The organism is Plantactinospora sp. WMMB782 (assembly GCF_049179135.1).
In the GTDB taxonomy this organism is placed as follows: Bacteria; Actinomycetota; Actinomycetes; order Mycobacteriales; family Micromonosporaceae; genus Plantactinospora.
The window spans coordinates 5,347,207-5,371,969 of record NZ_JBMHMC010000007.1 but is presented as its reverse complement, the minus strand read 5'-3'; the positions used below and the strand labels follow the sequence as shown (position 1 = coordinate 5,371,969).

The window sequence follows — 24,763 nt, the reverse complement described above, 5'->3', positions numbered from 1 at the left end:
CCCCGTGCGCCGAACCGGGTCCGGGTGCCGGTCACCACGAGGGAGGAACGACTGATGAAACGGCACATGCGGGAGGACTACCTCGTCGAGGGCGAGGGCCTGCTCAGCTTCGACGAGAACCACGAACCGACCACCCGCCGCCCCTCCACCACCGCCGAGCTGCGCAAGTTCCGGTTCTCCCGGCTCGGGCCGGAGGGTCGGGCGCTCTCCGAGCAGACCCGTACGGCCCTCGCCGAGGCGATGGTCGCCGGGGCGAACGCCGACTCCGCCGACCCGGCCGGCTACACGTACCTCGGTCAGTTCGTCGACCACGACCTGACCATGGACAACACGGCAGCCGCGCTGGGCGAGGACGTCTCCGTCGAGGAGCTGCTCCAGGGCCGCTCCCCGGCGCTGGACCTGGACTCGCTCTACGGCCGGGGCCCGGAGGACCGGCACGACCGGGTCTTCTACGCGGCTGACGGCGTACACCTGAAGACCGGGACCACGGCGGCGGTCGCCGGGGCGGACCCGGTGGTCAACCAGGACCGGGACGGCTTCGACCTGCCCCGCTCGGGGCTGGGTTCGACCAAGCGGGAGCGGCGGGCGGCGCTGATCCCGGACGCCCGCAACGACGAGAACCTGGTGGTCGCGCAGACCCACCTGGCGTTCATCCGGTTCCACAACCGGGTGGTCGACCAGCTGGCCGAGGGCGGGCTGGCCGGGCGGGCACTGTTCCGGGCGGCCCGCTCGGTGGTGGTGAAGCACTACCAGTGGCTGCTGGTGCACGACTTCCTGCCCCGGATCGTCTCGCCCGACGTGGTCGACGACGTCTTCAGCCGGGGCCGGAGGTTCTTCGAGGTCTCCCCCGGCTACGGCTCCCGGCGGCGGGACCGGGCCGTGCAGCCGGGCGACCGGCCGACGATGCCGATCGAGTTCTCCGTCGCGGCCTACCGGCTCGGACACAGCATGATCCGCGCCGTGTACGACTGGAACCGCGTCTTCAACACCTCCGACCACCCCGACGTGCTGGCGCCCGGCACCCTGGAACTGCTCTTCCAGTTCTCCGGGACCAGCGGCATCCTCTCCCCGGACGGCACCGTCGCCGACCCGGAGTCGGGGTCGTTCGAGCGGCTGCCCACCAACTGGATCGCCGACTTCCGCCGGCTCTACGACTTCACCGAGGCCGGCCGGGACGACCTCGTCGCGGTCGTCAGGCGGGACGAGAACGACCCGGGACAGCGGCAGCTCAACCTCACCCAGCGGATCGACACCCGGCTGGTGGACCCGCTGCGCAACCTGCCGCTCGGCGCGTTCGGCGGCCAGGACGCCCCGCCGGCGATCGAGCTGAACCTGGCCTTCCGCAACCTGACCCGGGCGGTGATGGTGCGGCTGGCCAGCGGGCAGCAGATGGCCCAGCTCCTCGACCTGGTGCCGCTGAAGGCGGACGAGATCCTGGGCGGGCTGGACGGTGCCGTGCTGGACGGCCTGAGCGACGAGCAGCGGACCGAACTGGCCGGCAACACACCGCTGTGGTTCTACGTGCTGCGCGAGGCGGAGTTCAACGGCGGCCGGTTGGACGGCGTCGGTGCACGGATCGTCGCCGAGGTCTTCCACCGGGCGATCGAGGGCAGCCGCATCTCGATCCTGCGCGACCCGACCTGGCGGCCGACACTCGGCCCGGACGACCGGACGTTCCGGATGGTCGACCTGCTGCTCCACGCCTTCGAGGGCCGGGCCGAACTGCTCAACCCGGTCGGCTGAGCCGAGCCGTACCCCGGACTCGACGTCCCCGCCGGACCCCCCCGGGGACGTCGAGCGGCCCGCCGACAATGGGCGCCGGGTCGTGCTCGGTCGGCCGGTGACCTGGACACCAGGTGCGTTACCGAGGTCGCGTAACGCATCTGGTGTCCAGGTGAGCACGAGTCGGGCGGGCGACAGCCCGGCCCGGGGGCTCAGGCAGCGGGCAGGGCGGTGGGGTCAGGGAGCGGGCAGGGCGGGGGGGCAGGTCGAACGGCGGGAAGAGTCCGGGGTCGTGGTACGCGACGATCTCGGTGATCTGGTCGCCGTCGTACGGGTTCGAACGGCAGGTCTACCAGTTGCCGGCGCGGCGGTCCCGCCAGGCACGCCCGTCCGGGTCGTAGACCAGCCGGTACGCCGGCACCGCCCAGAGCCGCTGGTACCACGGCAGCCGGCTCGTCTCGTGCGGGACGAGCCGCCCCGGTGGCCGGGGACCCTGCCGGCCGCCCGCGTGCCAGTCCCGCAGGGCGTTGGCGGCGGCCTCGACCGCGTCCACCACCGACGCCGGGTCGAGCAGGTCCCCGTCGTCGCCGGGCGCCCGGTCCAGGTGCTCGCGGAGCAGGGCCAGCCGCAGGTCCCGGGGGAAGCGTCGGGCCCCGTCCCCGAGACCGGCCGGGTCGCGCGGCTCCCGCTCGTCGGGGGTGTCGTCGAGGACGGCGCAGGAGAGTTCGCTGTCGTGGGTCCAGGAACGCCTGTTGAAGTTGTCGCTGCCGACGCTGCACCAGACGTCGTCCACCACACAGACCTTGGCGTGCACGTAGACGGGGGTGCCGGCGTGGTTCTCCACGTCGTACACGTGCACCCGGTCGGCGGCGGCCGCCCGGCAGAGCGCGATGGCCTGCTCCCGGCCGACCTGGTTGGGTGGCAGCGCGAGCCGGCCGTCCACGTCCGGATGTCGGGGCACGACGGCGATCAGGTGCAGGTCGGGGTTGTCGCGCAGCGCGTCGGCGAAGAGCTTCGCCACCTCCCGGGACCAGAGGTACTGGTCCTCCAGGTAGACCAGCCGGCGGGCCCGCTTGATCGCCTTGGTGTAGCCCCGGGCGACCGTCTGCTCGCCGAGCCTGGCGAACTGGTAGGCCGGGCGCATCGCCGGATAGGTGCGCAGCACCTGGATCCGGTGCGGTCCGCAGGGCGGCGGGTCGGGCGGTCGCGGCGGCAGCCGGTCGGCGTGCAGGTCGGCGCCGCGCAGCCTGTCGCGCACCGTGCTGATCGGCCCGTACTGGTCCAACGGCGCCGGGTCGGTCCAGCGTTCCCGGAAAGTCAGGTCGAGCGCGCCGACCACCGGGCCGCGCAGCGCGAGCTGCACGTCGTGCCAGGGCGGATGCTCACCGTACGCCTTCGCCATCCGGACCGCCTGCGGGTCGCCGCGATGGTCGGAGTCGTCGCGCCGGCTGTGACACAGGTCGATCCCGCCGGCGAACGCGATGTCCCGCTCCGGCCGCCCCGGATGGCGGAGTACGACGATCTTCTGGTGGTGCGAGCCGCCGCGCCGGACCCGGTGGTCGAGGAGAACCTCGCCACCGGCCTCGCTGACCTCCTCGCCGAGGTTCCGGTTCTCCTCCTCGCTGTAGGCGAACCGGTCGAGGTGGGAGCGCCAGATCAGGCCCTTCACGACCACGCCCCGCCGGGCGGCGCCGGCCAGCAGTTCGGCGATGGTCGGGCCGCCGTCGCGGAGCCGCTCGTCCGGGTCGCCCCGCCAGTCGGTGAAGAAGACGTGGTCACCCTCCTCGAGGGCCTCGACCTCGGTGGCGAGCCGGTCGAAGTAGGCGGCGCCGTGTACCAGCGGCTCGGCCAGGTTGCCCTCGGTCCAGACGGGCAGGTCGGAGTCGGGATTGTCCCGCTCCGCCCCACTGAGAAACCAGTCCTGAACAGGCACACTGCACCTTCCGGTAGGCGATCACCCCACCGTAGGACGGGTGTCGCCGCCGTGCACCCCGTACGCGCCGTTCAGGTCTGCCGTCCGCCCGGCCCGGCCGGCGGGCGCGAGGCCGCGGTATGCCTGGCTCCACCGGGGATCCGCCGGCTACCCGTAGTGACCGGATCCGGGGTCCGCTGGTGTGCTCACACCATTCGTCCGAGTAGCCCGGCGGGTCGGTTCAGCCGGGCGGCCGACCCGATCGGAGCACCCGTGAGCACAGCGACACGGATCACCTCGCCGGCACCCCGACGCCGCCGTCCGGCGGACCTGGTGGCCCGGCGTCCACTGGCCGCGTACTTCACGATGTCGTACGCGCTGACCTGGCTGGCGTGGACCCCCTACATCCTCTCCGAGACCGGGCTCGGGGTCCTGCCGCTGCGCTTCCCCGAGGTGCTCGGCAGTTCCCAGACGCTCGGCCTGCTGCCCGGCGCCTACCTGGGCCCGGTCACGTCGGCGTTCGTGGTGACCGCCGTGGCCGGCGGGCGGCCGGCACTGCGCCGCTGGGCGGGCCGCCTGGTCCGGTGGCGGATCGGCGTCGGCTGGTACCTGTGGGTGCTGTCCGTGGTGCCCGTCGTCGCCGTCGTCGCCACCCTGCCGCTGGCCGGCGCCTGGACCGACCTGCGGCTGCCCGCCGGCACCGTCCTCGTCGGCTACCTGCCGATGCTGGTCCTCCAGTTCCTCACGACCGGCGTCGCCGAGGAACCCGGCTGGCGGGACTTCGCGCAGCCCCGCCTCCAGGCCCGGTACGGCCCGCTCGGCGGCTCGCTCGTCCTCGGGCCGCTCTGGGGCGCCTGGCACCTGCCGCTGTTCTTCAGCGAGTGGGCCGGCTGGCCGAACGTGAACTGGCTGATGGCGGCCGAGTTCGTCGGCGCCGCCGTACTGCTCAGCATCGTGATGACGTGGCTGTTCAACCGCACCGGCGAGAGCCTGCCGCTGGTGATGCTCTTCCACGCGAACATCAACACTGTCTCCTCGCTGCTCTGGCCGGCGATGTTCCCGTCGCTGGACGCGTTCGGCGACTCGCTGCACGCCCTCGCGATCGGTGCGGGTGGTGGGGCGGTTCTGCTGCTCGTCGTGACGCGCGGTCGCCTCGGCTACCGCCCCGATGCCGGAGCACCGGCCGCCGGGGGTCCGGCCGACCTGCCGGACCCCCCTGACCGAGGCTCGGTCAGCTCGTCAGCGGCAGGACGAGCCGGCTCGGCGAGAGCTGCACGGTGACCCCGGCGGCGGCCGGGTCGGTGGTCAGGTACTCGCCGTGGTTGGCGACCAGCACCAGCCCGATCCGGCTGCCGGCCGGGAAGACGTAGTCCTTCGGTTCCAGCCGGATCGTCACCGTGTACGCGGTGCCCGGCGTCAGCGGCGTACCGGTCGTCAGCGAGCTGCGGTTCTTGGCGTCGATCGCGCCCCGGCTCACCACCCGGGTCGGCACCCCGTCGGTGTAGTGCACGAGCAGCGCGGTCAGCGGCGTACTCGTCGAGGTGGCGGTGAACCGGACCTCGGCGTTACCCGCTCCGGCCAGTCGACGGGCGGTGCCCAGTGCCGGGGCGAGGTAGACCAGCCGGTTCGGCTTGGCGGTCTCCGGCTGGCTGGTCATCGCGTACTCGAGCTGGCCCCGGCTGTCGGTGAACGACTGGCTGGCCGTCGGGCCGGGCGAGGTCAGCAGGGTGCCGGCGGCGCCGCTGCCCGGCCCGCCCAGGTAGTAGTTGGTCGAGGCGACCGTCCCGGGCCAGCTCGGGTAGGTGTTCGTGGTGCCGCCCGGCCGCTTCACGGTGGCCTGCGGCTCGCTCATGATCCCGTTGTCGATGCCGTAGAGCCAGTGGTCCATCCAGCGGCCGACGGTGTCCCGCCCCACCAGGTCACTGCCGAACGGGTCGGTGTGCGCGCCGTCGTGCAGCCACAGCTTGCGCGGCACCCCCTGGGCGGCGATCGCGTCCCAGTACCGGCCGAAGTGGGTGGTCTTGGTGTTGTTGTCCTGCTGGCCGTGCACCAGGAAGACCGAGGCGTCCACCGAGGCCGCCCCGTCCCGGTAGTCGCGCTGCTGCCAGAAGGCGTTCATGTCGGCGGTGGCGTCGTCGGCCGCGTCGCCGAGCGCGGTGTAGCGGGCCTCGCACTCGGCGTCGTGCGCGGGCGAGGAGACGTACCGGGCCAGGGACTCGGGGTACCGGCTGCCGAAGCCGCCGTAGGCGATGCCCTGGGCGCGGGCGTAGTCGTACCAGGCGGAGATGGCGGCGATCGGGACGATCGTCTCCAGCCCGTCGATGCCGGTCTCGGCGACCCCGATCGGCAGGGTGCCGGCGTACGAGACACCGATCATGCCGACCGCTCCGGTGCTCCAGTCGGCGACTGCCGGCGTACCGTCGGCGTAGCTGGCCGTGGTGCGGCCGTTCAGCCAGTCGATCACGGCGCTGGCGCTGCGGACGTCCTCCGGGCCGCCGATGGTGGCACAGCCGTCCGATCCGGCGGTGCCCTGCATGTCGACCTCGACGACGGCGTAGCCGCGCGGCACGAAGTAGTTGTCGTACCAGGCGGTGAAGTGCGCCGGGATGATGAGGTCGCCGCGGGCCCTGGCCGTGCTGTCCCCGAAGTACGGGCTGGCGTGCATCACCGTCGCCACCTGGAGCCCGGCCCCGGTCTCCTCGGGCCGGATCACCTGAGCGGCGATCCGGTCGGTCGCCCCGTCTCCGTCACTGTCCATTCCGGAGCTGACGTACACGGTCTCCTGGATCGCCGCGTCCCGGGCGAAGACAGGCTGGGTGGCACCGTCCTCGATCACCAGGCCGGGTGGGGCGGCGGCGGCCGGTCCCGTGCCGACCAGCGCACCTCCCGCCACCATCGCCCCGGCCAGCAGGACGGCGGCGAAGAATCTGGGCACGCTCGTGCCAACGCGATGACGCATGGTTCCTCCCCCGTTCGGACACCTGGCGCCACGATATCGACTCGGAGCGATCTGACGGAAGTCGATGCGGCAGTCCCTGTGCGGGAGCCGACACCCGCTGCCGCGCCCGTCCCGTCCGCTCCGTGCGGAAAGGTCCGGCCCGCTCCGCGCCGAAAGGTCCGGCCAGGTCCGTGCCGAAAGGTCCGGCCAGGTCCGTGCGGGAGGATTCGGCCGAATCAGCGTGGGCGCCTCCGGCCGGTCCGCGAGGTCACGTCCTGTCCGGACCCGAGGGCGGGTCCGGCCGGCTGTCGACGATGGCGGCGTCGTGCTGGTAGATCCAGGCGATCGCCCCGAACGACCAGTCCGTCCCGCCGCTGGCCATCCGGGCGTCGCGTTCCCGCTGCCCGGGTCCGTCGGGCAGATGGAACCGGATCTTGTTCTCGGCCGACAGCGCCTGCATCCGCGAGGTCCGGGGCAGGCGGGCGTGTTCGTAGCGGACCAGCGCCGCCGACGGGTCCGGGCCGGCCTCCAGCAGGCAAGTGGTCAGCGCCGCGCCGTCCTCGATCGCCTGCGCGGCGCCCTGGGCCAGGAACGGCAGCATCGGGTGGCAGGCGTCGCCGAGTAGCGTGACCCGCCCGACCGACCAACGCGGCAGCGGCGCCCGGTCGAACAGTGCCCAGACGTACGTCTCGTCCACCGCCGCGAGGATCTCGCGCACCTGCGGATGCCAGTCCGGGTACGCGGCCAGCGCCTCGGCCAGGTCGCCGCGGTCCGTCCAGGACTCCCGGGTCCAGGCGTCCCGTTCCACCACCGCGACGAAGTTGACCAGCCGGCGTCCACTGACGAAGTAGTGCACGAAGTGCCGCCCCGGCCCCATCCAGACCTGCCCGGAAACCTCCAGGTCGAGATGGCGCAGCCGGTGCGCCGGCACCAGCCCCCGGTACGCGACGCAGCCGGTGAACCGGGCCGCCTCGGCACCGAACAGTTCCCGCCGGACCGCCGAGTGGATGCCGTCGGCACCGACCAGCACGTCACACTCCACCCGGCTGCCGTCCGCGAAGGAGGCCGTCACCAGCTGACCGTGGTCGGTCAGCCCGGTGAAGCGGCGGCCGAGGTGCAGCCGATCGGCCGGTACCGCCCGGGCCAGTGCGCCCAGCAGGTCGGCGCGGTGCATCTGGTAGTACGGGTAGCCGAACGTCTCCTCCAGCGGTGTGCCGAGCGGGGCGCGCAGCAGGGTGTGACCGTCCGCCCAGCGGCGCTGGTGCAGTGCGACCGGCCGTACGCCGGTCCGGGCGAGTTCGTCGGCGAGGCCGAGTCGGTGCAGGATCCGGGAAGCGTTCGGGCTGACCTGAACGCCCGCGCCGATCTCGGTCAGCGTCGGCGCCTGCTCGTAGACCTGCACGTCGAAGCCGGCCCTTAGCAGTGACAGGGCGGCGCTGAGCCCGCCGATGCCCGCACCGACGACGGCGACCCGCAGGCCGTCCGGTGTGGAGGTGGACGGTTCCGCCCGACCCGTGGCCGAGCCGTCGGCGTACCCCATCCGGTCAATATATCGACGCGGGCCCGACTGCCCGGCGTGCGGCGGTCAGCGGCGTCGGCGGCCGCGGTTCTCGTGCTGGTGCAGCTCTTCGACGACCTGGCAGGCGTTGTGCATCGGGTCGAGCCGGTCGGCGTGGATCGCCACCCGTTGCAGCAGTTCCTTGAAGGCCGCCTCGTCCCGGCCGAGTACCCGGAGGATGTCGGCTTCGACGGCGGCCAGGGCGGCCTGCCGGTCGTGCCAGAGCGTCTTGCCGGCGTCGGTGGCGACCACCCGGCGGCTGCGCCGGTCGGCCGGGTCGGGCTGCCGGGAGACCAGCCCGGCGGTTTCCAGATCGTCGATCAGGTAGGTCAGGACGGTCCGGTCGATGCCCAGTTGGGCGGCCATCGCGCCCTGGTTGGTCGCCAGGTTCTGGCTCGCCGAGGCGACGACCTGGTAGCCGCGCGGACCGCCGGGCACGTCCTTGACGATTTCCTCGGCGGCGCGGAGGTAGCGCCGCATGATCACACCGAGCGCCCAGCCGAAGTCGTCCTTGAGCAACTCCGCCGCGATCCGCCCGCCGCCCTCCTCGGTGGGGGCGGCGGATGGCGCGGGAACTGCGGTGTCGGACACGTGACCAGCATACCCGTCAGAAAGATCATCGCAGGCGAGATCTTCTGTATACAAGAATTGTTTGCTTGAAGATAATCTAGATCACAGTTATGCTGCATTACCGTCGATCGGTGAGTACGTTGGTCGCGCTTGCAGAACTTCTCTGGGAGGTAACAGTGAGTCTCTTCCGACTCGACGCCAGCATCCGGGGCGAGCAGTCAGTCAGCCGTGCCGTGGCCGACACCGCCGAGGCGGCGTGGCGGCGTACCCACCCGTCCGGGGTGATCGTCCGGCGCGACCTGGCCGCCACGCCGGTACCCGCGGACGCCTGGCCCACGGCGGTCGGCGCCGGATTCGTCCCGGCCGACCAGCGCACCGAGGCACAGACGCGGGCCGCCGCCCTCGCCGCGAGCTACGTCGACGAACTGATCGCGGCCGACACGTACCTGTTCGCCGTGCCGCTCTACAACTACGGGCCGTCCCAGCACGTCAAGGCCTGGATCGACATGCTGCTCATCGACCCCCGGTTGGCTCCGGGCCAGACGTCACCGCTGCGCGGCCGGCCGGCGGCGCTGATCGTCACCCGGGGCGGCGGCTACGGCCCGGGTACTCCCCGGGAGGGCTGGGACCACGCGACGCCGTACTACCGACGGGTCTTCGCCGACCTCCTCGAACTGGACCTGCACGTCAGCGAGGTCGAGCTGACCCTGGCCGAGGTCACCCCGGCGATGGAGCCGTTGCGGGACCTGGCCCGGCAGAGCCTGGAGGCCGGCCACACCTCGGCCGGCAAGCACGGCGAACTGCTGGCCCAGCACGCGCTGGGCAGGGTGGCCTCCTGAGCGGCGGCGGCGTGACCTGAGCCGGACGGAGCCGCCCGACCGCGGCGGGGCGGCCTGGACCGCGGCGGGGTGACCTGGCTGGGGTGGGGCGGCTGCGTAGGCTTGCTTGTCGTGCTGATCCTGCTGCCTCCGTCGGAGGGGAAGACGCCGCCCCGCTCCGGCCGGCCGGTGAACCTCGACGCGCTGTCCCACGGCGCACTCCAGCCGGGCCGGGAACGCGTCCTCGACGCGCTCGGCGCGCTCTGCACGGATCCGGACCGGGATCGGGCCCGGGAGGTCCTCGGGCTGAGCCCGGGGCAGGACGCGGAACTGGACCACAACGCCCGGCTGCGTACCTCCCCGGCCCAACCGGCGGCGAAGGTCTACAGCGGCGTGCTCTATGACGCCCTCGACCTCGGCACCCTGCCCGCGCCGGGCCGCGCCCGCGCCCGGCGCCGGATACTCGTCTTCTCCGGGCTCTGGGGCGTGGTCCGGACCGACGACCGGATCCCGGCGTACCGCTGCCCGGTCGGGGTGCGACTGCCCGGGGTGGGTGGGCTGGCGGCGTACTGGCGAGCGCTGCTCGACCCGGCGCTCACCGAGGCGGCCGGCGGCGGGCCCGTGCTCGACCTCCGCTCCAGCGGGTACGCGGCGATGTGGCGACCCACCGGCAGGCTCGCCGAGCGCACCGTTACGGTCCGGGTACTGCACGAACAGCTGGTCGGCGGCGAGGTCCGGCGTTCCGTGGTGAGCCACTTCAACAAGGCCAGCAAGGGGCGGCTGGTCCGTGACCTGCTGCTGGCCGGCCCGGCGCCCCGATCAGCGGGCAGCCTCGTCGAGGCGCTGCGCGACCTGAAGTACACAGTCGAGGAGCAGCCGGCGGTCTCCGGCCGCCCCCGCCAGTTCGACCTGGTGGTCACCGAACTGTGAACCCGGCCGACGACCGGCAGGCCCGTCGGCCGGGGCGACCGACGATCCGTCGGCGACACCAGCGGTCGACGCGGGCGGGCTAAGATCGGCTCTCCGTTCGCAGCCCTCGAATCCACTGTCGGGAGTGGTCGTGACCCAGCAGGACTCCGCGTCGTCCGGTATCGACACCACACAGATGAGCCACGCCCGTGCGTACGACTACGTGCTCGGCGGCAAGGACAACTTCGAGGTGGACCGGGAGGCCGCCAAGCAGGTGATCGCGCTCGCTCCGGACCTGCCCGCCCTGGGCAGGGCACAGCGACGGTTCCTGCTCCGGGTCACCCAGATGTGCGCCCGGGAGGGCATCACGCAGTTCCTGGACATCGGCGCCGGCATCCCCACCGCGCCGAACGTGCACGAGAGCGCCCGGGCCGTCGTCCCGGACGCCCGGGTGGTCTATGTGGACAGCGATCCGATCGTCTTCGTGCACAACCAGGCGCTGCTCTCCCCCGACGACAACGTCAGCTCGATCCAGGCGGACGTCCGGCGGCCGGACGAGATCCTCGACGACCCCGAGGTGCAGCGGCTGATCAATTTCGACGAACCGGTGCTGCTGCTCTTCATCGGCCTGTTCCACCTGGTCACCGACGCCGAGGACCCGGCGGCGCTGATCGCCCGGTTCCGCGAGCGGATGGCACCGGGCAGCTACATCTGCATCTCCCAGTTCTGCGTCGACGGCAGCGACCCGGCGGCCAAGGCGAAGCTCGAGGAGATCTCGGTGAACTCCCCGGCGCCGATGACCTTCCGGCGGCGGGACGACATCGAACGGTTCTTCGAGGGTTTCGAGCTGCTCTCCCCCGGCGTCGTCGACGTGCAGCAGTGGTGGCCGGACGAGACCGCCCCGCCGACCATGCTCAAGGTCGCCGCCGGGGTCGCCCGGAAGCTGTAGGCCGGCCCGCCCGCCCCCAACCGGCCCGCCCCAATCGGCGCAGGGCATGCCCGCGCAGGGCATGCCCGCGCGGGGCAGGCCGACGCGGGGTGGAGACGGTCATCGTGAGTGCGCGGCGAGGTCGGTCAGCACCTCCAGCATGGCCGTGACCGCCGGCGCCCGGAACTGCGGCCGGGGCGTGACCGCGTAGAGCCGGCGGCTCGGCAGCACCGGGGTGGTCGGGCGCAGTACCAGGTCACGGCGTATCGCCACGGCGGCCAGGGTCGGCATCAGCATCACGCCGACCCCGGCCGCCACCAACGCCTGCTTGCCGCTCCAGTCGTCGCACCAGAACCCGATCCGGGGTTCGGCACCGAGCGCCTGGGCCAGGGGTGCCACCGGACCGAGACAGTCGGGATGGGCGCCGTCGATCCAGGTCTCGCCGCTCAGGTCGGCCAGCTTGATCCGGCGACGCCGGGCCAGCGGGTGCTGGGCCGGCAGGACGACCTGGAGTACCTCGTCGAGCAGGGGCACCAGTTCGACGTCCTCGACGTCCGCCCGGGGCAGGTCGGCACCGAGCGGGGCCTCCCGGGCGGCCCGCGGCTCGTCGTACAGGTGCCAGTCGGTGAGCAGGGCCAGGTCGATCCGGCCGTCCCGTACCGACGGCAGCAACGCCGCCTGCTCCAGTTGCCGCAGGCTGAGCGCCACACCCGGATGCAGCCGCCCGAACCGGCGGACCGCCTCGGGCACGAAGTGCGTGTTGACGCTCGGGAACGCCGCCATCCGGAGTTCGCCGGACTCGAGTTGCGCGAAGGTGGCGAGCCGGGCCTCCAGGTCGCGCAGCCGGCTGAGGCTGTCCCGGGCGAGTTCGATCGCCACCGCACCGGCCGGGGTCGGCCGGACACCCCGGGCGTCCCGGCTGAACAGCCGTACGCCGAGCCGCCGTTCCAGGCCGGCGACCTGGCGCGAGACGGCGGGCTGGGTCAGCGAGAGCGCGGTCGCCGCGGCGGAGAACGAGCCCCGCTCACCGACCGCGACGAGCACCTGCAGGGACCACGGGTCAAGCATGTGTGGAGCTTATGTCAGACCCTACCGATCCGCAGTTGTGCGCATAACACTTCCGGCCCACGCTTGACCGGTGAGTCAGATCAGCACGGCAGGCGCGAGCCAGCGGGACGCCGGCGTGGTCACCGCCGCCCAACTCACCGACCAGGTGGCCTTTCTCTCCGACTGGCTGCCCCCGGCGCCGGCCCGGGTCCTCGACGCGGGCTGCGGGCGTGGCGACCTCGCCCGCGCCCTCGCCCGGGACGGTTACGCCGTCCTCGGCGTGGACGTCGACCCGCTGGCCGTCGGGGCCGCCGCCACACGGGGGGTGGCGGCCCTGGTGGCCGACCTGGCCGACTACCGGGACGAACATCTCTTCGACGCGGTTGTCTGTTCGCTCTCCCTGCACCACATGCGCGATCTCGCCGGAGCGGTCCGGCGGGCGTGGTCACTGCTGCGACCGGGCGGGATCCTGGTGGTCGACGAGTTCGCCTGGGAGCGGGCGGACGCCGGCACCGCCGCCTGGTACCACGACACCGCCGCGCTGCTCGCCGCCGCCGGGCGCCCCGGACCGGAACCCGACGTCACACCTGTCGCGACGCCCCACGACCACTGGGTGCGGCGGCACCGGGACGAGCAGCGCATGCATCCGGGCGAGGCGATCGTCGACGAGATCGCCAGGCACTTCGACATCCGGGAGACCGTCCGGGTGCCCTACCTGCACCGATACCTCAGCCAGCGGCTCGACGACGACGCCGACGGGCTGGCCACGTTCACCGTGTTACGACAGATCGAGCGCCTGCGGGTGGCCGACGGGAGCCTTACCGCGGTGGGCCTGCGGCTACTCGCCCAGGCCCGCACGGAAGGGAACTGAGATGCACATCGTCAACACCGACCAGGCCGAGGCGTGGAACGGGCCGGAGGCCGCCAACTGGGCCGCGCAGACCGACCGGGACGACCCGGTGAACGGTGCGCTCACCGAGAGTCTGCTCGCCGCCGCCGCGATCGAGCCGGGGGATCGGGTACTCGACATCGGCTGCGGCACCGGCGACACGACCCGACGGGCCGCCCGACGGGCCGCCCCTGGCCACGTGCTCGGCGTCGACCTCTCGGCACTGCTGCTCGACCGCGCCCGGGTCGCCGCGAGCACCGCCGGCCTGCACAACGTCGAGTTCGCCCAGGGCGACGTGCAGGTGCACCCGTTTCCCGGCCACGGTTTCGACGTCGCGATCAGCCAGTTCGGCATCATGTTCTTCGCCGACCCGGTCGCGGCGTTCAGCAACGTCCACTATGCGCTACGGCCCGGTGGGCGGCTGGCATTCGTCTGCCCCCGCGCCATGACCGAGAACCCCTGGTACGTCGCACCGATGTCCGCGCTGCACGGCCGGCGCGACTCCGGCCCGCGCGACTCCGGCCGGCTGCCCGACTCGGCGATGTTCTCGCTTGCCGATCCGGACCGGTTGACGAACGTGCTGAGCCGGGCCGGCTTCACCGACGTACGGCCCCGGCCGGTCGACGCCCCGATGGCGTTCGGCGCCGACGTACACGAGGCGGCCCAAGGGTTCCTCGGCTCGGGCCCGGTACTGGCCGTCCTGCAACAGCCGGACGGGCCGAGCGTCGAGGAGGCCCGGGAGATCCTGATCGAGGTGCTGCGCCCGTACGAGGGGCCGGACGGGGTACGCATCCCCGGCGCCTCCTGGCTGGTCACCGCCCATCGCCCGTAGCATCCTGTCCACTGGTCACCAACGGTGGACAGGCTGACCGCCACGCGGAGGGGCAACGGGAGATGAGCAACCAGGTCGTCTGCGACATCTCGATCTCCGTCGACGGATTCGTCGCCAGTCCGGGGCAGAGTCGGGAGCAGCCGCTCGGCAGTGGCCCGGCTTTTCGGCGGCTTGGCTTCACCGCCGCCCGCTCGCGCCGGATGGAGCGGACGAACAGGGGACCAGGCGGAGGGGCCGGGTTCTCCGGTGGATTGCCATTCCCCGTCGATCAGGACCCAGTCGCGGATCTCGTGGACCGGTGTGTAGGGCAGGGGTTTGCACGGGCGGTGGTGCGTCTGAGGTAGGTCCTGGCGGTCACGACGCTGCTTGCCACAGCGGCCGCGATCACGGCCGCCTCGGCGTAGCCGTACGAGTGAGGGGACCCTCCCCACAGGAAGGGTCCCCTCACGTTGCACCCACGCCCACAAGACCGCGAAGGCCCCTGCGACGAGGGCTTCCTCTTGGGCTAGACCTTCTTGCCGTGGGCCTGTCGCTCTCTCAGCGCTGCATCAATAATCAGCAGAACACCACCGAGCATGCCGACTCCGAGCGGCAAGCAGAATAGCGGCACCGGTCCAACTTCCATGTCTACAGTTAGGAGAGCGACTGTTAATGCACCTCCGGTCACCGCGAGGATCCTGGCGATGCGGTTCACTCTTCCATCTCGCTCTCCTTCAGTAGTGCGGACTAGCCGCGGGGGCAACCGACCTGCCCCTGCGACTGTCCCTGCGGTGCGGGCGAGAACGGCGGCGGTACGCTGGTGAAGTAGACGAAGTACTTGCCGCACTTGCCACCAGCGTACATCGCAGCAAAGTACGAGGCGTTTAGACCAAGAGCAACCCCGAGCGCGCCACAGATGATCTGTCCGGCCGCCGGTATCCAGCCACAACCGGCGAGGATCGAGCCCCCAGCCCCTGCGCCGCCGGTCGCGATAGCGATCGTCTCGTTTCGGTTGAAAATGATCTCGCCGCCGAACCAGCGGTAGTTCCACGTCGGGTCGGCCACGATCGGGTAGGTGTAGCTTCTCTCCGTGTGGTCAACCACCTGGACTAGGTTGGCGCCACGCATCTCGTAGTGCGTGGGGACACGGACCCCCTTGGCGTCGACCGCCCAGGGGGGGGAGAGATCGCAAGTCCGAGCGTCTCGTCCGCGCTGAGTATGGCACCAGCACCGGGGACCTCGGAGCTGCTGGACGCCCCGGTCACACCGGCCCACTCTCGATCGCGGAACACTCGGTCCGTCCTGTCGCGGCCATCCGTCGGCGCCTCGGCGCTACCGGGTCGGGCAGCCAACCCGGTACGCGGACGACCTCGTGGGACCGGCCGGAGTGCCGAGCGGGTTGGCCAGGTCCAGTCGTGAGTCGGCGCCGGACGGGTCGGCGCCGGAAAGCCGGCCCGGCCCGCCCGGCGCCCGTACTGCCGGGCGATGCCTACCAGGCGCCCGCCGTCGGCCGGTCGTCGCGTGGCGGCTCCACCGGACTCGGCCGCCAAAGCGGCTGCCCGGCGCTGGATTCCTCGTCCCGCTGGGCCGGGGCAGGCGCTTCGGCCGCCTCTTCAGTCCCGGAGGCGGTCTGCTCCGCGGGCTCGGCGGCGGTCTGCTCCGCGGGCTCGGCGGCGGTCTGCTCCGCAGGCTCGGCGGCATACGTCGGCTGCGCGGGCTCGGGGACGTGCGTCGGCTCCGCAGGCTCGGCGGCGGTCGGCGTGGTGGAGCTGGACACCTGGGCCGGATCCACCGGGCTCGGCGCCCACGCCGGCTGCACCGGGTGGGAGGTCTCCGTCGGTTCCTCGGCGGGGCCGGACCCGACGGCAGGCGCGACCGCGGGTGCAGCGAGAGGCGCGACGGCCGCAGCGGTCACCGCCGGGACGACAGCCGGAGACGACCAGGCCCCGGTGCTGGTCACCGGTTCGGTCGCCGCCGCATGCTTCGGGCTCTCCGCTGGCGTCGGAGTGGTCCGCTCCGGCTGTGGCGTGGCGTCGCCCTGCGCGGACTTCTCCTCCTCGTCCTCGGAATTCCCGGCCGGTCCGTCCTCCTCGTCCGCCGCTTCTCCCTCGGCGGTTACCCTGTCCTTCTCCTCATCGTCCTCGGCCTCGTCGCCCTCTCCGTCTCCCCCCTTCTCCTCAGCTTCCTCGTCGCTCTCTTCCTCGTCGCTCTCTTCCTCGCCGTCCTCGGCCTCGTCGCTTTCCTCCTCGTCCCTTTCCTCCTCGTCCTCTGCCAGGTCTTCCTCATCGTCTTCGTCTTCGTCCGCAACGGCGGCGGCAGCGGCCTGCGGATCGTGCCAGGAGAACTCGATCTCGACAGAGATCTCGCTGCCCTCGCGCTCGATTTCCAGTTCACAGTGGACCCGCTCACCGACCGTGACCGAGCCGGCGGCGCCGTAGTAGACCTTCCCGCCGGACTCCAGCTGACTGGCCAGCAGGCGCAGCCAGCCGGCCAGGTCTTCTCGCGCCACCATCCGCTCGTCCTCGTAGATTTCCATGGCCGACATGCTCGCACTGCACCAAGGATCTGCCACGCCTGGGTGGGCCGCATGTTGGTGACCGCGAAAACGGCCAGAACCCTGCTATGGGACCGCTTCGAGGCGCAGGAAGGACACAGCGGGCATCGGAAGCGGGAACTCGACGCTGCAGGTGCCGTCGTCGGCGGCCACCATCTGCTCCGGCTGGTACTCGTCCAGCCTGTCGCGGCTGTGCAGCGCCTCCCACTGCTCCGCCGTCGGCCAGTCGCCGCCGCCGAGTTCCTGCCAGACCCGGGCGATGTTCGAGTGCTCGGCGTCGAGCCGCCAGTGGCGTACCCGATAGGAGCCGGCGGTCAGGCCACGGACCTCGACCCGGACGGTACGGTCCAGCCGGGCTTCCCCGCCGGCCTTGGACTGGTCGAGGGTGCCGTTCCAGGCCAGCACCGTCACCGCGCCGTCGTCGCCGCACGCGGCCCACGCCTCGACCAGACTCTCCGCGCCGTCCCCGGTCAGCGTCGCCGGCAACTCCCGCTCGCCGAGCCGGTCGGCCAGGGCGAGCGCCCAGAACCGCGGCTTGCGCAGGTTGCCGACGGTGAGCAGCCCGAAGCCGCCGTGGAAGAGCCGGGGCGGTCGGCCCAGTTCCTCGAAGTGGTCGGAGGCGACCCAGTAGGCGAGCGCGTCCACCCGGTCGGCCGCCGAACGCATGCCGCGCAGCAGGAAGGCGGCGGCGAAGACGTCGTCGCTGACCGGGTTGAAATGGGTCGGCGTGACCCCCCACTCGGTCCAGAGGATGCCGAGGTCCGGGCGCCCGTGCCGGGCACAGACCGGGCGGAAGTCGAGCGGCGGGGCGCCGTAGGTGTGCGTGGAGACGAAGTCGACCGGCGCACCGGAGGTGTCGACGTGGTCCAGCAGTTCACCCACCCAGCCGGCGGCGGCCGAGGAGGGGCCGCCGACCGTGAACCCCGGGTCGACGTCCCGGACCGCGCTCGCGGTCACGTCGTAGAGGCGCATGAACTCGGCCCGGGTACCGGACCAGAACACCTCCAGGTTCGCCTCGTTCCACACCTCGAACGGCCAGTGCCGCACCTCCTCGCGGCCATAGCGCTCGACCAGGTGGCCGACCAGGGCCCGGATCAGGTCGGCCCAGCGCTGCCAGTCCCGCGGCGGGGAGACGATCGCGCCGTACGCGAAGACGGTCTTGGTCGGGTCGCTGGCCAGGTCCCGGGGCATGAACGACAGCTCGACCACGGGACGCAGGCCGAGGCCGAGCAGCCGGTCGTAGACCTCGTCCACCCGGCTGAAGTCGTACACCGGCTCGCCGTCGACCTCCCGGTAGACGCCGAGGTCGTCGCAGAGGATGGCGTGCGCGCGGACGCTGTCGACGTGCAGTTCGGTACGCATGACGCGCAGTGCCTCGGCGAGTTCCGAGCCGATCGGCCGCCCGCCGGTCGTCTCGGTGCTGAGCAGGTGACTCAGGTGCTCGGAGCCGATCATCGGGCGCCACGGCCGGTGCAGTGGCCGGGTCGGGCCGGCCGCCTCCACCATCACTCGCACCAGCGGATCGGCTCCGGCACCGCCACCCCGGTCATCGGCACCCACGCCCCCGGCCGCGCCGTCGAGAGCCGTCCCGTTGAGCGCGGTTCCGTGCAGGGCCGCCGCCCGGACCGGCGCCGACAGTGCGCCGGGCTGGTCGACGTCGCGCAGCGCCGCCACCGCGTACTCGTAGGCGTGGCCGGGGTCGCCGGTGGTGTCCGCGTACGGCGGATGCGGCACCGCCAGCACGTCGCCACCGTGATGGTCCAGCGGTGTCAGCGGGGCGTCCCCGGCCGACCGGTACACCTGGTAGCCGACCGCATCCGGCACCGGCGTCCAGTCGAGGGTGACCTGTCCCCGACCCGGACGCGCCACCAGGGCGGACGGAGCGTCGAGGGTCGACGGCCCACCGCCGGCCCGGCGCCGCCCGATCCGTCCCTGCCAGTCCGTCCGGGCCCGCTCCGCGTTCTCGGCGCTCGTCGTCTGCTCGCTCATCCTCGCGTGATCCTCCGTGTGGCTGGTCTGCCGTCTCTGCTGCGGCCGGGTCGGCTGCCACCGAACCGCGTTCGGCCACTGCCGGGCCGGGTTCGGTGGCAGCCGGGCCGGGTTCGGCCACTGCCGGGCCGGGTCGGCTACTGCCGGGGCGGTACGGAGAACTCCTCCATCCGCATCACCGGCCGGAGCAGCCGCTCCGCCCCGCCCCGGGTGAACTGCCGGCGCAGCACGTCGTTGCCGAGCAGGTTGCCCAGGGAGCCCAGCACCATCCCCTGGTCGAGTGCGAGATACCGCTCGGCGACGGTGCCGCTGCGCACCGCCACCGAGTCGTAGAAGCCGCCGGGGCCGTAGACGTCGAACTCGCGGCGCAGCTTCGCCAGTTCGGCCTGGGCTGCGGCCGGTGCGTACGGCAGGGCCAGCACCACCGCGTGCGGGGTGACCACGCCGTCGCCGTACACCGCCGGTTCGGGCTGGGCGGGACGGTCGGGACAGCCGGCGAACCCGTAGTCGACGCTGGTCCGCTCCTGGTCACTCGGGTAACCGGGACCGTCCAGCCCCATCGCGTCCACCCCGTACTCGCGGTAGCCGCCGGCCGGGTCGGAGGCGGGTGAGAAGCCCCAGTGGCCGTACTTCGCGTCGTCGAGGCCGTGTGCGATCTGGCCGCGTACGTAGACCGGGTGGTTGCGTCCCCAGCTCTTCGGCCCCCACCGGGTCTCGGGTACGAACATGTCCGGCATGAACACCTCGAACATGTCCCCGCCCCAGGAGGGTACGAACTGAAGTCCCCGGTAGCGGTAGGCGCCCTCGAAGACCGGCACCCCGGCGTACTCCCGCCAGCCGCCGACCGGCTTCATCTCCTGCCAGGACCAGTCGCAGGTGTCCGGGAAGGTGCGCCAGGGGCCGAAGTAGTGTGCCGGCGGCACCTGGCCACGGGCGATCGCGACATAGCTGATCATGCGGGTCTCGCTGTTGAAGGCGCCGTAGGTGTGGCAGGTGTAGTGCACGTCCGGACCACGGCCCCGGTAGTTGCCGGGCAGCGAGCAGCCGGGCGGCGGCTCGACCCAGAAGCCGCCGCGCATCAGTCCGACCGGCACGTCTGCGCCGCGCGCCTGGCTGTCGTAGTAGAAGCCGAAGTCCATCGCCTCCAGCAGCGGGTCGGACCTGCGGCGCAGTTGCGGCAGCGCGTTGTGCACCACCATCAGCGCCGCGGCCAGCCAGGCGTTGTCCACACTGGAGGCGAACGGGTACACCGGCGTGCCGTCGACCGGCCAGGTGCGCAGCAGTTCCAGGGTCGCCGGGTCGTACCAGTTGAAGAACATCCCGGAGTCGGCGTGCCGGTCGAGCCGGGCCAGCGAGTCCAGGGCGGTCTCCACCCGCCGGACCAGCTCCCGCTCGCCGATCAGCTTCAGCTCACGGGCCGCCACGGCCGACCAGATGTACGAGCCGATGTTCGTCGGCGAGGTGTACTTCGACCGGCTGCCCGGGGCCAGGTCCCCGTCGATGTTGTCGGCGGGCAGTCCGGTACCCGGGTCGGTCATCGCCACCATGGACCGCCAGGTGTCGGCGGCCAGGCGCAGCGCGCCGGCCCGGTCGACGCCGGCCGGTGCGGGGTGGGCCGGCGGGGCGGCCGGGGCGGCGCCGGCCGGGATGGTCAGCGCCAGGGCGAGGGTCGCCGTCAGGGCGACCCGGAGGGGACGGATCATGGTTACCTCCGGAGGTACGTCACTTCAGTCCGGTGGTCGCGATGCCGCGCACGAAGTGCCGCTGCAACACGAGGAAGACGATCACGACGGGCAGCACCACCACCGCCGAGCCGGCGAGCAGCAACCCGAACTTGGTCTGGTTCTGCCCGACGCTGTAGAGCGCCAGCGCGACCGGCAGGGTGTATTTGTCCTCGGTGGTGGCCACCACGAGTGGCCAGATGAAGCTGTTCCAGTGCGCGAGGAAGGTGAGGATGCCGAGCGCGGCAAGCGCCGGCCGGCAGAGCGGCAGCACGATCCGGACGAAGATCCGCAGCTCGCTCGCGCCGTCGACCCGGGCCGACTCGACCAGTTCGTCGGGGATGGAGAACATGAACTGGCGCATCAGGAACGCGCCCAGCGCGCCGGCCAGGAACGGCAGCACAAGCGCGGCGTAGGTGTTTGTCAGCCCCAGGTTGGCGACCAGCACGAAGAGCGGCACGAAGGTCACCATGCTGGGCACCATCACCGCGCTGAGGACCAGCCCGAACAGCGCCCGGCGGCCCGGGAAGCGCAGCTTGGTCAGCGCGTAGCCGACGGCCGAACAGAAGACCAGGTTGCCGGCCGTGACCAGGGTGGCGACCAGGGCCGAGTTGAAGAAGTACGTCGGGAAGTCCAGCCGACCGAACAGCTCCCGGTAGTTGTCCAGGGTGAACTGTTCCGGCCACCAGGTCGCCGGAACGAGCCGGATCTCCGCCTCCGACTTGAACGACGAGATCAGCATCCAGAGGAACGGGCCGACCATAGCGAGCAGGCCCGCCACCAACACCACGTGCAGCACGACCGTGGCCACCCGGTCCCGGCGCCGTCGTACCGGCCGGCGCGCACCGTCGCCCGCGAGCGGCGGTACGGTCACCGGCGGGCGTGGACCCGTCACCGGGGCACTCACCTCGACACCTCCTCGGAGGAGCGGAGCAGCCGGAACCAGAGGATCGACAGCAGCACGATGGCAACGAAGAGCACGTAGCTCATCGCCGACGCGTAGCCGTAGTTGCCGAACCCGAACTGGTTGTAGATGTGGTACGAGACCGAGAGCGTCGAGTTGAGCGGACCACCCCGGGTCATCACCAGCGGCTCCTCGAAGAACTGGAGGTAGCCGATGGTCCCGATCACCCCGACGAAGAGCAGCGTCGGGCGCAGCGACGGCAGGGTCACGTAACGGAACTGCTGCCAGCCGCTGGCCCCGTCGATCCGGGCCGCCTCGTAGAGGTGCTGCGGGATCGCCTGCAACCCGGCAAGGAAGATCACCATCTGGTAGCCGAGGTTGCGCCAGGCCGCCATCACGATCAGCGACGGCAGGGCCAGGTCGGTCCGGCCCAGCCAGTTCGGCCCGTCGAGCCCGACCAGCCGGAGCAGGTTGTCGACGAGCCCCGAGTCGGGTTGCAGCAGGAACCGCCAGACCACGGCCACCGCCACGATGCTCGTCACCACCGGCAGGTAGTAGCCGACCCGGAACACCGTGCGCAGCCGGGTCAGCCCCGAGTTGAGTCCGAGCGCCGCCGCCAACCCGGCCACCATGGTCAGCGGTACACCGAGCAGTACGAAGATCGCGGTGTTCACGGCGGCCCGGACGAACAGCTCGTCGTCGAGGAGCCGGGCGTAGTTGCGCAGCCCGACGACGTTCACCGCGAACGGGCTGCGCACGTCGGCGCTGCGCAGGTCGGTGAAGCTCATCAGCAGCGAGGCGAGCACCGGACCGGCCAGGAAGACCAGGAACAGCGCGGTGAACGGCAGGGCGAAGCTCCAGCCGGCCACCGCCCGGCGCAGCCGCGGCCCACCGCGTCCGCGCCGGGTGCCCGCCCCGGGGCGCCGGGTGCCCGGGTCGGTGGACCGGGTGCCCGCCTCGGGGGCGACGGCGGTCATCTCAGGCCCCGGTGCCGATCGAGGTGGCCCGCTGCTGCATCGCCCTGGCGGCGTCCTCCGGCGTCGCGCCGGCCTTGGCCATCTTCTCCACCTCGCCGTCGATCGCCGCGGCGATCTGCTCCCAGGTGGGGATCGCCGGTGGCGACTTGGCGTCCTCCAGCTGCCTGCCGAAGGTGGAGAGCAGCGGGTCGCCGCGCAGCGCCGGGTCGTCCCAGCCCTGCTGCACCGCCGGCAGGTCGCTGGTGGTCTGGTACCACTTCGTCTGCACCTCGGGCCGGCTCAGGTAGGCGACGAACTTCCACGCCCCGTCCCGGTTCTTCGCGTCCTTGAAGACCGCCAGGTCGCCGCCGCCGACGAAGGAGGTCGCCGACTGCCGGCCGGGCATCGGCCAGAGCTGGAACTTGCCCTCGCCACCCTGCTCCTTGAGTACCCCGATGTGCCAGGGTCCGGAGGGGAAGGCGCCGATCTCGCCCTTCAGGAAGGCCGGTTCGAGCGCGCCCTGGGCGAGGTCCTTCGGCGCCAGCCCCTCGGCGAAGAACGACCGGTAGTACGCGTACGCCTCGACGGCCTGCGGGCTGTCCAGGGTGAAGGTGCCGTCGGTGGCCACGTCGCCGCCGTTGGACCAGACGAACGGCATGACGGTCTGCCAGGTGCCGATGGCCGAGCCCGGCGGTTGCAGGTTGACACCCCACTTGGCACCGCCCCGGGTCTTCAGCGCGGTGACCGCGGACTTGAACTCCTCCCAGGTCTTCGGCGGCGCGGTGATCCCGGCCCGGGTGGCGACGGCGGAGTTGACGTAGAAGAGCCGGGTCTCGACGTACCACGGCACGCCGTAGGAGGTCCCGTCGACGACCGTGGTGTCCCAGGCGCCGGCGAAGAAGTCCTCCTTCCTGATCAGGTCGGTCGGTGTCGGGTCCAGGCCGCCGGTCTTGGCGAACTCGCCCATCCAGGTGGTGCCGATCAGGCTGAGGTCGGGAGTCTGCTTCCCGGCGATGGCGGTGGCCAACTTGTCGTGCGCGCCGTCCCAGGGGATCGGCGTCACCGTCACCTTGGCGTCCGGGTTCTCCCGCATGAAGTCCTGGGCGAGTACGGAGAGCTTCTCCCCCTCGGTGCCCATCGCCCAGACCGTGATGTCACCGGTCGCCTTCCCCTCGCCGACCGGTGCCGCCGCCTCCCCGCCACCGCCGCCGTCCCGGCCGCAACCGGTCACCGCGAGCATCGCCGCGAGTGCCACGACGGCACCCGCCCGTCTCCATGTCGTCATCTCGAACCTTTCGTCTCGGCGTCGTGTCGTTCCGGCGTCCTGTCGTGCCGCGTCACGTCGTCCCGGCGTCATGTGGACCGCAGCTCGAACGCACGACGAGCCTGGTCGGGAGTACGTCTCGGCGGACCGGGGCCTGGCTGCCGGCCATCCGGTCCTGCAACCAGCGGGCCGCCGTCGCGCCCAACTCGCGCATCGGCTGGTGCACCGTGGTGAGCCCGGCGTAGCGGGCCGCCATCACGTCGTCCCAGCCGGTCACCGCGACGTCGGTGGGCACGGCCAGTCCCAGTTCGGCGGCGGCGGCCAGGGCGCCGAGCGCGACCTCGTCGTTGGCGCAGACCAGCGCCTGCGGCCGGGACGGTCCGGCGAGTACCCGCCGGGCGGCGCGCTGGCCGGCGTCCACGTCGAAGGCGCACCGCACCGGCGCCCGGGGCGGGGTGTGCCCGGCCGCCGACAGCGCGGCCCGGAACGCCGCGTACCGGTCGGTCACGTCCGGTGAGGAGTCCGGGTCGCCCAGGTAGGCGAACCGCCGGTAGCCGTGCCCGAGCAGGTGCTCGACCACCAGCCTGGCGCTGCTGTCGTTGTCGGCGGTGACGGTGTCCAGGTTGCCGACCGCGCCCCTGGCCAGCAGCACGGTCGGCACCCCGGTCCCGGCCACCCGCGCGATCACCTCGTCGGCGACCGTCCGGCCCATCACCACCATCCCGTCCACCCGGCGGGCCAGTTCGAGCACCTTGCGTTCCGGGTCCGGCCGGGCGTGCGTGGCCAGGATGAGCACGCTGTTGCCGAGTTCGGCGGCGACCTCCTCGTAGCCGAGCACCACCTCCGAGTAGTACGGGCCGGACAGGTCGGGGAAGACGATGCCGTTCGCGGCGTGCCGTCCCTCGGCCAGGGACTGACCCAGCCGGTTGGGTCGGAACTGCAACTCCTCGACCGCCGCCAGCACCCGGCGGCGGGTCTCCGGCGCGACGTAGTCGGTGCCGCGCAGTGCCCGGGACACGGTGGCGATGGAGACGCCGACCCGTTGGGCGACCTCGTAGATCGTCGCCTGTCGCCGGTCCTGCACCGCCATCGCCAACTCCCAGCAATTCGGACTAAATCCTCCCGGAAGCGCTTACAGGACTGGCACTGACGAACCGTTTCCGGAAGCGCTTACAGAGGCCCAGCCTGGACCCGCCGGCCACCGCTGTCAAGCCGGGCGGCGGCCGGATCGCGGCGGGTCCGGGTGCCCGGCGGAGGGGGCGGGCGCTGCCCC

At 72.1% G+C, this 24,763-nt stretch carries 21 protein-coding genes; 7 read left to right on the top strand and 14 right to left on the bottom strand.

The window, feature by feature from the left end:
* Positions 1 to 54 precede the first annotated feature (54 nt).
* Positions 55 to 1,743 carry a peroxidase family protein gene (locus tag ACN28A_RS26235; protein ID WP_421399173.1) on the top strand — a complete coding sequence of 563 codons (1,689 nt, stop codon included), beginning with the start codon at positions 55 to 57 and terminating at the stop codon, positions 1,741 to 1,743.
* Positions 1,744 to 2,071: 328 nt separating this feature from the next.
* On the opposite strand, the gene ACN28A_RS26230 is transcribed toward ACN28A_RS26235, so the two are convergent.
* A complete protein-coding gene (locus ACN28A_RS26230) occupies positions 2,072 to 3,655 on the bottom strand; it encodes a phospholipase D family protein (protein WP_421399172.1) in 1,584 nt (527 codons plus the stop codon).
* Between the two features lie 252 nt (positions 3,656 to 3,907).
* Between ACN28A_RS26230 and ACN28A_RS26225 the strand changes: the two genes are divergently transcribed.
* Positions 3,908 to 4,915 carry a CPBP family intramembrane glutamic endopeptidase gene (locus tag ACN28A_RS26225; protein WP_421399170.1) on the top strand — a complete coding sequence of 336 codons (1,008 nt, stop codon included), beginning with the start codon at positions 3,908 to 3,910 and terminating at the stop codon, positions 4,913 to 4,915.
* Here ACN28A_RS26225 and ACN28A_RS26220 read toward each other — a convergent pair.
* The 3 genes from ACN28A_RS26220 to ACN28A_RS26210 form a co-directional block, all read right to left on the bottom strand.
* Positions 4,866 to 6,593 carry a CocE/NonD family hydrolase gene (locus ACN28A_RS26220; RefSeq protein WP_421399168.1) on the bottom strand — a complete coding sequence of 576 codons (1,728 nt, stop codon included), beginning with the start codon at positions 6,591 to 6,593 and terminating at the stop codon, positions 4,866 to 4,868. The two genes, ACN28A_RS26225 and ACN28A_RS26220, sit on opposite strands and share 50 nt — an antisense overlap.
* 247 nt (positions 6,594 to 6,840) lie before the next feature.
* Complete coding sequence (locus tag ACN28A_RS26215; protein ID WP_421399165.1) at positions 6,841 to 8,112, bottom strand: FAD-dependent monooxygenase; 1,272 nt, start codon at positions 8,110 to 8,112, stop codon at positions 6,841 to 6,843.
* 45 nt (positions 8,113 to 8,157) lie between these two features.
* Positions 8,158 to 8,721, bottom strand: coding sequence for a MarR family winged helix-turn-helix transcriptional regulator (locus ACN28A_RS26210; RefSeq protein ID WP_421399163.1), 564 nt, complete (start codon positions 8,719 to 8,721; stop codon positions 8,158 to 8,160).
* Between the two features lie 155 nt (positions 8,722 to 8,876).
* Here ACN28A_RS26210 and ACN28A_RS26205 point away from each other — a divergent pair, with 155 nt between their 5' ends.
* The 3 genes from ACN28A_RS26205 (at position 8,877) to ACN28A_RS26195 (ending at position 11,376) form a co-directional block, all read left to right on the top strand.
* Positions 8,877 to 9,539: an FMN-dependent NADH-azoreductase gene (locus ACN28A_RS26205; RefSeq protein WP_421399161.1), complete on the top strand. Its 663-nt coding sequence runs from the start codon at positions 8,877 to 8,879 to the stop codon at positions 9,537 to 9,539.
* A gap of 111 nt (positions 9,540 to 9,650) precedes the next feature.
* Positions 9,651 to 10,448: a peroxide stress protein YaaA gene (gene yaaA, locus ACN28A_RS26200; RefSeq protein ID WP_421399159.1), complete on the top strand. Its 798-nt coding sequence runs from the start codon at positions 9,651 to 9,653 to the stop codon at positions 10,446 to 10,448.
* Between the two features lie 124 nt (positions 10,449 to 10,572).
* Positions 10,573 to 11,376, top strand: a complete 804-nt coding sequence (locus ACN28A_RS26195; protein WP_421399157.1) for an SAM-dependent methyltransferase — start codon at positions 10,573 to 10,575, stop codon at positions 11,374 to 11,376.
* A gap of 99 nt (positions 11,377 to 11,475) precedes the next feature.
* On the opposite strand, the gene ACN28A_RS26190 is transcribed toward ACN28A_RS26195, so the two are convergent.
* Positions 11,476 to 12,423 (bottom strand): LysR family transcriptional regulator, encoded by a 948-nt coding sequence (locus ACN28A_RS26190; protein ID WP_421399155.1) that lies wholly within the window; start codon positions 12,421 to 12,423, stop codon positions 11,476 to 11,478.
* 70 nt (positions 12,424 to 12,493) lie between these two features.
* Here ACN28A_RS26190 and ACN28A_RS26185 point away from each other — a divergent pair, with 70 nt between their 5' ends.
* Positions 12,494 to 13,273 carry a class I SAM-dependent methyltransferase gene (locus tag ACN28A_RS26185; protein ID WP_421399152.1) on the top strand — a complete coding sequence of 260 codons (780 nt, stop codon included), beginning with the start codon at positions 12,494 to 12,496 and terminating at the stop codon, positions 13,271 to 13,273.
* A 1-nt stretch (position 13,274) separates the two neighbouring features.
* The gene (locus ACN28A_RS26180; protein ID WP_421399150.1) at positions 13,275 to 14,123 is read left to right on the top strand and encodes a class I SAM-dependent methyltransferase; all 849 of its coding nucleotides are present in this window, start codon (positions 13,275 to 13,277) and stop codon (positions 14,121 to 14,123) included.
* Positions 14,124 to 14,628: 505 nt separating this feature from the next.
* On the opposite strand, the gene ACN28A_RS26175 is transcribed toward ACN28A_RS26180, so the two are convergent.
* The 9 genes from ACN28A_RS26175 to ACN28A_RS26135 form a co-directional block, all read right to left on the bottom strand.
* Complete coding sequence (locus ACN28A_RS26175) at positions 14,629 to 14,817, bottom strand: hypothetical protein (RefSeq protein ID WP_421399148.1); 189 nt, start codon at positions 14,815 to 14,817, stop codon at positions 14,629 to 14,631.
* Positions 14,818 to 14,849: 32 nt separating this feature from the next.
* Complete coding sequence (locus ACN28A_RS26170; protein WP_421399146.1) at positions 14,850 to 15,206, bottom strand: hypothetical protein; 357 nt, start codon at positions 15,204 to 15,206, stop codon at positions 14,850 to 14,852.
* Positions 15,207 to 15,591: 385 nt separating this feature from the next.
* On the bottom strand, positions 15,592 to 16,638 hold the full coding sequence (locus ACN28A_RS26165) for an amphi-Trp domain-containing protein (protein WP_421399143.1): 1,047 nt from the start codon (positions 16,636 to 16,638) through the stop codon (positions 15,592 to 15,594).
* A gap of 84 nt (positions 16,639 to 16,722) precedes the next feature.
* Positions 16,723 to 18,645 (bottom strand): GH39 family glycosyl hydrolase, encoded by a 1,923-nt coding sequence (locus ACN28A_RS26160; RefSeq protein WP_421399141.1) that lies wholly within the window; start codon positions 18,643 to 18,645, stop codon positions 16,723 to 16,725.
* A 137-nt stretch (positions 18,646 to 18,782) separates the two neighbouring features.
* Positions 18,783 to 20,348, bottom strand: coding sequence for a glucoamylase family protein (locus tag ACN28A_RS26155; protein WP_421399139.1), 1,566 nt, complete (start codon positions 20,346 to 20,348; stop codon positions 18,783 to 18,785).
* A 19-nt stretch (positions 20,349 to 20,367) separates the two neighbouring features.
* Positions 20,368 to 21,273 carry a carbohydrate ABC transporter permease gene (locus ACN28A_RS26150; RefSeq protein WP_421399137.1) on the bottom strand — a complete coding sequence of 302 codons (906 nt, stop codon included), beginning with the start codon at positions 21,271 to 21,273 and terminating at the stop codon, positions 20,368 to 20,370.
* Positions 21,270 to 22,247, bottom strand: coding sequence for a carbohydrate ABC transporter permease (locus ACN28A_RS26145; RefSeq protein WP_421399135.1), 978 nt, complete (start codon positions 22,245 to 22,247; stop codon positions 21,270 to 21,272). The genes ACN28A_RS26150 and ACN28A_RS26145 overlap by 4 nt, the downstream gene beginning before the upstream one ends.
* A 1-nt stretch (position 22,248) precedes the next feature.
* Positions 22,249 to 23,511, bottom strand: a complete 1,263-nt coding sequence (locus tag ACN28A_RS26140; RefSeq protein ID WP_421399132.1) for a sugar ABC transporter substrate-binding protein — start codon at positions 23,509 to 23,511, stop codon at positions 22,249 to 22,251.
* Between the two features lie 52 nt (positions 23,512 to 23,563).
* Positions 23,564 to 24,580, bottom strand: a complete 1,017-nt coding sequence (locus tag ACN28A_RS26135; RefSeq protein ID WP_421399130.1) for a LacI family DNA-binding transcriptional regulator — start codon at positions 24,578 to 24,580, stop codon at positions 23,564 to 23,566.
* Between the last annotated feature and the right edge of the window lie 183 nt (positions 24,581 to 24,763).

Excerpts from the sequence above, each read along its gene's own strand:
- ACN28A_RS26190 (WP_421399155.1), bottom strand. The coding sequence starts at position 12,423 with ATGCTTGACCCGTGGTCCCTGCAGGTGCTCGTCGCGGTCGGTGAGCGG.
- ACN28A_RS26220 (WP_421399168.1), bottom strand. The coding sequence starts at position 6,593 with ATGCGTCATCGCGTTGGCACGAGCGTGCCCAGATTCTTCGCCGCCGTC.
- ACN28A_RS26180 (WP_421399150.1), top strand. The coding sequence starts at position 13,275 with ATGCACATCGTCAACACCGACCAGGCCGAGGCGTGGAACGGGCCGGAG.
- ACN28A_RS26155 (WP_421399139.1), bottom strand. The coding sequence starts at position 20,348 with ATGATCCGTCCCCTCCGGGTCGCCCTGACGGCGACCCTCGCCCTGGCG.
- ACN28A_RS26235 (WP_421399173.1), top strand. The coding sequence starts at position 55 with ATGAAACGGCACATGCGGGAGGACTACCTCGTCGAGGGCGAGGGCCTG.
- ACN28A_RS26135 (WP_421399130.1), bottom strand. The coding sequence starts at position 24,580 with ATGGCGGTGCAGGACCGGCGACAGGCGACGATCTACGAGGTCGCCCAA.
- ACN28A_RS26215 (WP_421399165.1), bottom strand. The coding sequence starts at position 8,112 with ATGGGGTACGCCGACGGCTCGGCCACGGGTCGGGCGGAACCGTCCACC.
- ACN28A_RS26140 (WP_421399132.1), bottom strand. The coding sequence starts at position 23,511 with ATGACGACATGGAGACGGGCGGGTGCCGTCGTGGCACTCGCGGCGATG.
- ACN28A_RS26145 (WP_421399135.1), bottom strand. The coding sequence starts at position 22,247 with ATGACCGCCGTCGCCCCCGAGGCGGGCACCCGGTCCACCGACCCGGGC.
- ACN28A_RS26160 (WP_421399141.1), bottom strand. The coding sequence starts at position 18,645 with ATGAGCGAGCAGACGACGAGCGCCGAGAACGCGGAGCGGGCCCGGACG.
- ACN28A_RS26165 (WP_421399143.1), bottom strand. The coding sequence starts at position 16,638 with ATGGAAATCTACGAGGACGAGCGGATGGTGGCGCGAGAAGACCTGGCC.